General features: G+C 60.1%; 8 protein-coding genes. 7 read left to right on the forward strand and 1 reads right to left on the reverse strand.

The window, feature by feature from the left end; genetic code table 11:
- On the forward strand, positions 1-645 hold a 645-nt coding region (locus tag FJ398_24745; GenBank protein MBM3841104.1), incomplete at its 5' end, for an aminotransferase class I/II-fold pyridoxal phosphate-dependent enzyme.
- Here FJ398_24745 and FJ398_24750 read toward each other — a convergent pair.
- Positions 632-1,420 carry a type II secretion system protein gene (locus FJ398_24750; protein ID MBM3841105.1) on the reverse strand — a complete coding sequence of 263 codons (789 nt, stop codon included), beginning with the start codon at positions 1,418-1,420 and terminating at the stop codon, positions 632-634. The genes FJ398_24745 and FJ398_24750 overlap by 14 nt on opposite strands.
- 348 nt (positions 1,421-1,768) lie before the next feature.
- On the opposite strand from FJ398_24750, the gene FJ398_24755 reads away from it, so the two are divergent.
- The 6 genes from FJ398_24755 to FJ398_24780 all read left to right on the forward strand — a co-directional run bounded on the left by FJ398_24755 (position 1,769) and on the right by FJ398_24780 (position 6,682).
- Positions 1,769-3,199, forward strand: a complete 1,431-nt coding sequence (locus FJ398_24755) for a Gfo/Idh/MocA family oxidoreductase (protein MBM3841106.1) — start codon at positions 1,769-1,771, stop codon at positions 3,197-3,199.
- Entirely contained in the window at positions 3,196-3,942 is a 747-nt protein-coding gene (locus FJ398_24760; protein MBM3841107.1) for a hypothetical protein, read from the forward strand. Before FJ398_24755 ends, FJ398_24760 begins: the two co-directional genes overlap by 4 nt.
- A 53-nt stretch (positions 3,943-3,995) precedes the next feature.
- Positions 3,996-4,205, forward strand: a complete 210-nt coding sequence (locus FJ398_24765; GenBank protein ID MBM3841108.1) for a hypothetical protein — start codon at positions 3,996-3,998, stop codon at positions 4,203-4,205.
- Between the two features lie 292 nt (positions 4,206-4,497).
- Entirely contained in the window at positions 4,498-5,031 is a 534-nt protein-coding gene (locus tag FJ398_24770; GenBank protein ID MBM3841109.1) for a hypothetical protein, read from the forward strand.
- Positions 5,028-5,564: a hypothetical protein gene (locus FJ398_24775; protein ID MBM3841110.1), complete on the forward strand. Its 537-nt coding sequence runs from the start codon at positions 5,028-5,030 to the stop codon at positions 5,562-5,564. Before FJ398_24770 ends, FJ398_24775 begins: the two co-directional genes overlap by 4 nt.
- A 344-nt stretch (positions 5,565-5,908) precedes the next feature.
- Positions 5,909-6,682, forward strand: coding sequence for a hypothetical protein (locus tag FJ398_24780; protein MBM3841111.1), 774 nt, complete (start codon positions 5,909-5,911; stop codon positions 6,680-6,682).
- Positions 6,683-6,705 lie beyond the last annotated feature (23 nt).

A 6,705-nucleotide genomic window follows, 5' to 3' on the forward strand; every position in this document is an offset into this window, starting at 1 on the left:
GCGTGCGAAGGCTTGATCGAAACCATTGCTCGCGCACGCGGAGTGGCTCCCGGCAACATTTTGCCCGGCGCTGGCTCGTCCGACCTCATCTTCCGGGCACTTCGGCATTGGCTCACGCCGGAATCGCTCGAACGTTTCGCGGCGCGCTCGGAGAACACGCTCGTGTGCAAATCGATGTCGAAGGTCTATGCGCTGAGCGGTGCGCGCGTGGCTTATCTTTGCGCGGGGCCGCATCAACTCGAAACTCTGCGCGCCATCACGCCACCCTGGGTGGTCAGCCTGCCGGCGCAGGTTGCCGCAGTTCGGGCGTCGGAAGATCCCGACTATTACGCTACCCGGTATCAGGAGACCCACGCGCTGCAGGAAAGCCTGGCTCGCGAACTGCGATCTCTCGATTGGGAGGTTCGCCCGGGTGTCGCCAATTTCCTTCTTTGCCATCTGCCTGAAAAGTCTCTCGATGCAGAAGCGCTCATTGAACGGTGCCGCGAACAGGGCCTGTTTCTGCGTAACGCCGGGCTGATGGGAATGGGCCCGGACTCCGTTCGCGTGGCGGTGAAAGATGCCGAGACCAATCGACGAATGGTCAACATCCTCCAGGAGGTAACGGGCAAGCATTCAGGCCAGGGCCGGCCTACCACCATTTGAAATTCGGATCGGGCTTCGGGCCCGTGTAGTTCCACTTGTAGGCTTCCTGGGGAAACTCGAAAAACTCCGTGTGCCCGTCGCCGAACAACACGTTGAAACGGTACTGGCCTTTCACGTTGTGCCATTGGCTGAACAAGTCCTTCTTGTCGCGATCCGCCCACCACGGCCAATCACCCGAGACGAGTTTGTTCGAGGGGCTTTTGGCGATCTCGCTCGCTTTCATCGAGGTCGCCTGAGGGGTGCCCTTGGCGGCCCGGGAATCAGACGTGACGTGCTGAATGCGGAGCGTCTCCACGGCCCACACGGTCAGGTAACTGTTGCCATACGCCTCGAAGCAACTGCTCTGGCGTCCCGTCGGGAAGGCGCTCCGGAACTCGGAAGTGAACATTGTTTTCCAAAGTGAGTCGCCTTTGTCCGAAGGACAACGCCAGGCTTCCGCTCCCGGCACATAGGCGTTCAAGGGCCTTCTTGAGGCAGGAACGCGGCCCCCGGCCAGAGTCATGATGCCGGTCGTGCCGCCCAGCGTGGCCCATTCTTCATAGGCGGGATACAAATCCTGGTGATCGTCCGCGTACATGGCAAATCCCAGAGCCAGTTGGTGAAGATTGCTGTTGCAACGGATGGTTCGGCTTTTCTCCTTCGCCCGGCCAAGTGCGGGCAAGAGCATCCCGGCCAAAATCGCGATGATCGCGATGACGACGAGCAGTTCGATGAGCGTGAAGGCGTGGGCCAGTTTCAATTGGCGTGGCGAGCGGCGGAGCAGGTTGGAATTCATGAAAAGCCTCGATCAGTTGGTGTTCACAGATTTCTGAGCCGGGCCGCTTCATCCCTTCGCAATGCAGAATGAGCCTTGAGAGGAATGATAGTCCGGTGGCGCTCTCGGTTTATCCTGAACGGAGTCATATCTAACACAGCCTCCAGAATTGTCGCGGGAAAATGTCGCGAACGGAAGGAGTAGCGCGGGCGTCCTCGCCTGCGGGTTCAAGGGGCGTCTCGCCCCGCTTGCGTCGAACGGCGAGACGCTATCCCAACTCGCAGCCGGGACGGCTGCGCCACGAGGTTAAAACGAGAATGCTGTCAAAATCGACTGTCCCGTGGCCCTCAAGTCGGATATTCAATCTCCATGAATTCTTCCCCGTCCCAATCGCCTCCGAATCGCCGGACGTTCCTCAAGACACTAACCTCGCTCGGTGCCGCGGCTTCGGCAATCGAACTGTCACGCCTGGCCCGGGCGCAGAATGTCGCTGACGAAATCCGTGTCGGCTTGATCGGCGTCGGCGTGCGCGGCTACGAATTGCACGAGGAGCTTCGCCGGTGCAAGGGCGTCCGCGTGGGCGGCATCGCGGATTTGAGCGAGCATTACTTCGACCGCATCAAACCACGCTTGCAAGATGCAACGACGCCTTTGCACTACGATTATCGGCGCTTGCTCGACGACCGCGAGATTGACGCCGTCGTCATCGCCACGCCGGATCACTGGCACGCCGCCATGACGCTCGACGCGCTGGCCGCGGGCAAGGATGTCTATGTCGAGAAACCTCTGAGAGCGTGTCCGAAAATTCCGCGGGGTCCTGTTTTCGCGCCAAAGGCCGGATGGCGAGGCGCAACGAAGGAGAATATCCTCCCTGGATCTTCGACTGAGGAGCAACGAAGCCAGGCGGCCTTTGGCGCGAAAACCCTCCGGGCGGCGGGTCTTTTGTCCGTGGCCTGCGTTGGCTCGGTCCTTACAGCCCGCGTTGGGGATGCTCGGACCTCGCCGCCTTGGCCACAGCCAAAATCCCTCGCCGCAGGACCCCGCGCAATTTTCGGACACGCTCTGAGCTATTCCTTTGAGGAAGCCGTACAAGTTCGCAACAAGGCGCGGGAAACCGGACGCGTCACGCAAGTGGGTTATCAGCGTCGCAGCATCGAACATTTCTACAGGGCGCGTGAGGTCGTCCAGTCCGGCATTCTCGGTGAAATCACCCAGATCCAGCTTTGGTCCTCCCGCAACCGGGCGACAACTCCGTGGCGCAAATACAATGATTACAACACGGAAGGCTTGCCCCCGAAAGCCGGGCCGGAGCACGTGGATTGGAAACGCTTTCAAGCGAACCGCCCGCCACGGCCCTACGATCCGCAACGCTTCTTCCACTGGCAATGCTACGAAGAATACAGCACGGGCATCTTCGGCATCCTCATGAGCCATCCTCTCGACGCGGCCAATCTCGTGATGGATCTCGGTATTCCTGAGACGTGCGCAGCGACGGGCGGGATCTATCGCTACAAGGACGGGCGCACGGTGCCGGACACCTGCAACGCGCTCTTCAATTATCCCTCGCGCAATCTGACGATCAGTTTCATCGGTTCCAGCAACAACGAATATTTCAGCCAGGAAGCGCAGTATCGGGGCACGCACGGCACGCTGGAACTTGGCACGTCCGGCTTCCGCGTGTTTGCGGAGAAGCGGAACGCGCTCTTCGAGAAATTCGCCGGCCAGGCTGCGCCCGATCGCGGGTCGAATCTTCGCTCCACGCCAGTCTTCGAAGAACGCCCGAAGCCCGGCAATGGATGACGCGCTGGCTCAAGGACGACGCGACGCTGTTGCCTCTGGAGACGAACAAGCCGCCCCAGGAAACCGCCGAGGCTCTCGCTTGCCTGGCCAATATTCCTACCGACGCCGCCAATTTCAGGATTCAGAATCAATTCACGACGCTGTCTTCTCTGAGGAAACCGTCGTCACGAACGGCGTGGGAACGGCGTCGCGCCGAGTTGCTCGCGCAACTCCGGGAAAAAGTCTTTCGGTGGTTCCCGACGAACTCGATTCCATTCGAGACAAAAATTTTGCGCGGCACGGGCGGCTGGCTGACGCGGTATGAATACGCCGGCCACAAGGAAGTTTTGTTTCAGGCAGAAGACGGCGCGCGTGTTCGGGCGCAGCTTTTCACGCCAAAAGGCCGGCCGACCGGCGCGCCATTGCTCATTTACGTGAAGCGTCCGAGCGACTCCATTGCTTTCATGGACGTGGATGAATGGCTGCCGTTGCTGGGCCGTTACGCCGTTCTAATTCTGAACCCGCGTTTCACGGAGCAAACGATGAGCGCGGCGGAGTTCACCAACATCGAACGCACCGCGGTTTGGATGGGGCGCACGATCGCGGCCATGCGAATCTGGGATGTCCGGCGGGCCGTCCAGTGGGCGGTTGAGGAGGAGAAACTCGCGCCCGCGTCAATTTCGCTCTATGGCAAAGACGAAATGGGCGCCGTCGCGTTGTACGCCGCGCTTTTCGAGGAGCGGGTCACAAGCAAGTCATCCTGAGCGATCCGCCGCCGTCGCACTGGCAAGGGCCGGCATTGCTCAACGTCCTGCGCGTGACGGACATTTCCGAAGTCGCGGGGGCGCTTGCGCCGCGGCGGTTGGTGTCATTGACAAAACTTCCGGAAACGTTCGAGCACGCGAAGGCCATTTACGGACTTCAACGGGCTTCCAAACAACTCGCGCAGTGCGGCAGCTTACCGGAAGCGCTCGAAGTGTGGAAACTTCCAGCCGCGGGGCCCGCCCGCTCTGGTTCGACGCCATAGGAACCGCCCGGCGTACCGTGCCCATCCGCCGGGGGAGCGATTAAGACTGTCGGTCAACGAAGTCTTCTCCCTCTCTTCCCGAAGGGAGGAGAGGGCCGGGGAGAGGAGGGGCGTTGGCGCGCTTCTCATGTTTCCAAGAAACCCCTCTCTTCCCACTCGTTCCTCGCGCGGAGAGAGGAAAGTCAAGCAGAGTCGCGGGCCGACACTTTTAATCGGACTCTAAAAGCCGTGGTAAGCTTGCCAAGACCTGCTTCTGCCCCTACGGTCTCTGATCGTTCAGCCGCCAAGACGCATGAGGCGAAAAGTCACTCTCGAAACCCTGAAGCAGTTCATGCACGAACTTGCCGCGGCAACCCGCAGTCCGGGGAGCGTTTACTTCACTGGCGGCGCCACCGCCTTGCTGCTGAACCTTCGCGACCAGACGATCGACATCGATTTGAAACTGGATCCCGAACCGGAGGGCGCCTTTGAGGCCATCGCCACCCTCAAAGATCGCTTGAACCTCAACGTGGAACTCGCGTCGCCGGACGACTTCATTCCGGCCGCCGCGGACTGGCGGGAGCGCAGCCGGCACATCGCGTCCATTGGCCGAGTTCAGTTTTATCACTACGATTTTTCCCTGCAGGCTCTGGCCAAATTGGAGCGCGGCCATGCGCAAGATCTGGAGGACGTGGCCGACTTTTTGCGCGGTGGGTACGTCAGCGTCGATGAATTGAAACGCCGATTCGCGCAAATTGAGCCGGGGCTTTTACGCTATCCAGCCATCGACGCGCAACAATTCGAGAAAAAGGTGGAAGAGTTTCTCGGCAAGATCGGAAAGCCATGAGCGGAGACCCCCGGGAACGATTTTCCCATGAACCTGGTAGGGCTGCGTTGCCGCGCAGCCGGTCTTCAGTCGATGCGGCGGCGCCGCAGCGCCCCCCTACCGGCGATGGGTTCAAGGGCCGTGTGCACGGCTCGCAAGCCGTGGAAGCTTCCTGCGAACGCACCCCTCTCCCGCACCAAGGGGGAGAGGGAACGGGAGAGAGGGCCGTTCAAGGGGACAAGGCGCGAAGTTCTGATCGGGAGAGTTCTCTCCCCGGTGAAGACCTGGTCCAACAAGGTCTCGCCGATCTCGGGGCGGGCCGGGTGACCGAGCCGGCGCTGCTCGTCTTGATTGCCGCGCCGCGACTCAGACGGCTGGGCATCCTTGTGCCGGACCTCGCGCGGCCCCGGCCTTACGAGCACGATCTGTATGCGCTTTTGGAGCAACGCCTCGGCACGGCGGCGCATTCGTACTACAACAGCCTGATCCGGCGGATTGTCAGTTACGCGCGCGCTTTGGAACGCGAACAATTCGACAATCCAAACAGGAGGTAAGGGAGCGAGTTTGACAGACTGTGGCTGCGCTCTTGTCTGCGGGCGGCCCTTTTCAGTAATCTCCCCGCGTCAGCGAAAGAACAAAGACGACCAGAACCCTTTTAACAAAACACATTTCGCGTAGCTTCGGCTGCTGTTCATCACGAAACGGACAATTTCGACTCAACGAACGGCGCTCGAAGGCACGCCCACTCGGGATGTGCCTGAAAGCGTTCCTGAGAGGGCATGCCAGTGCCTGTGATGGGGCGTGAGTAAGTCACGCCCCTTCGTTTTTCAGGCACAAGAATCCCTCCACGGAACAGAAGCCATCCCGACAGGGCTGATTCGCGCGCGAGCGAACAGCCATGTCACGACCTGAACGGCAGCAGAACGTTCTGGATTTGCCGAAGGGGTTGCGCGGAATTGAACCGCTCAAGCAACTCTTTTGGTCGGAACTCAATTACCAACGCCTCAACCAGCCGGTTTCCCGGCGCGGCTGGACGGAATCGGCGGGCAAGGCGCTGGCGAACGATCCGGTGTTGTTCGCGGGTGGCGGCGAGAACAACGACTTCCACGTCATCTATTGCCGGCTGGCATACGACGAGGCGGGCGACAAGCGCCGTCTCTTTCGCCGCATCACCGTCGGCCCGGAGGAAAGATTGCGCACGGCGTCGGAGCGGATTTCGCTTTTGAGCCTCGACGCCATCAGCCCCGAATTGTTCGGGCTCGCGCCGCTGACCATTCAGGAGCATCACGACGAAGCGTTCGATGTCGAGGCGGTCACCAAGAAGTTCTTCGACGATTTCTGCAAGTCCTTCACTGCTGTTGCCAAGGAAATCCGCGAGCGGAACAAGTGGATGGATGACGAAGCCATCGAGCGCGAGACGCAAACGTTGTTGAACCGGTTGTTGTTCCTCTATTTCATCCAGCGCAAAGGCTGGATGAACCGCCAGCGGGATTATCTCTACGCAAATTTCAGGCAGTTTCACGCCACCGCGCCAGATGGCACGAATTACTACAGCGAGTTCCGCGGATTACCCCGACTTTCGCAATTGACCCCTGTTTTTGGAAATTTTTTGAGAGTTCACCTTGGAATTTCCTCGGAAACTCGAAGTTTTTGCTCCGATTTCGCCGTGTAGTGCAGACCTACCCTCTTCCCCTG

The sequence above is a fragment of the Verrucomicrobiota bacterium genome (assembly GCA_016871535.1).
Classification (GTDB): Bacteria; Verrucomicrobiota; Verrucomicrobiia; order Limisphaerales; family SIBE01; genus VHCZ01.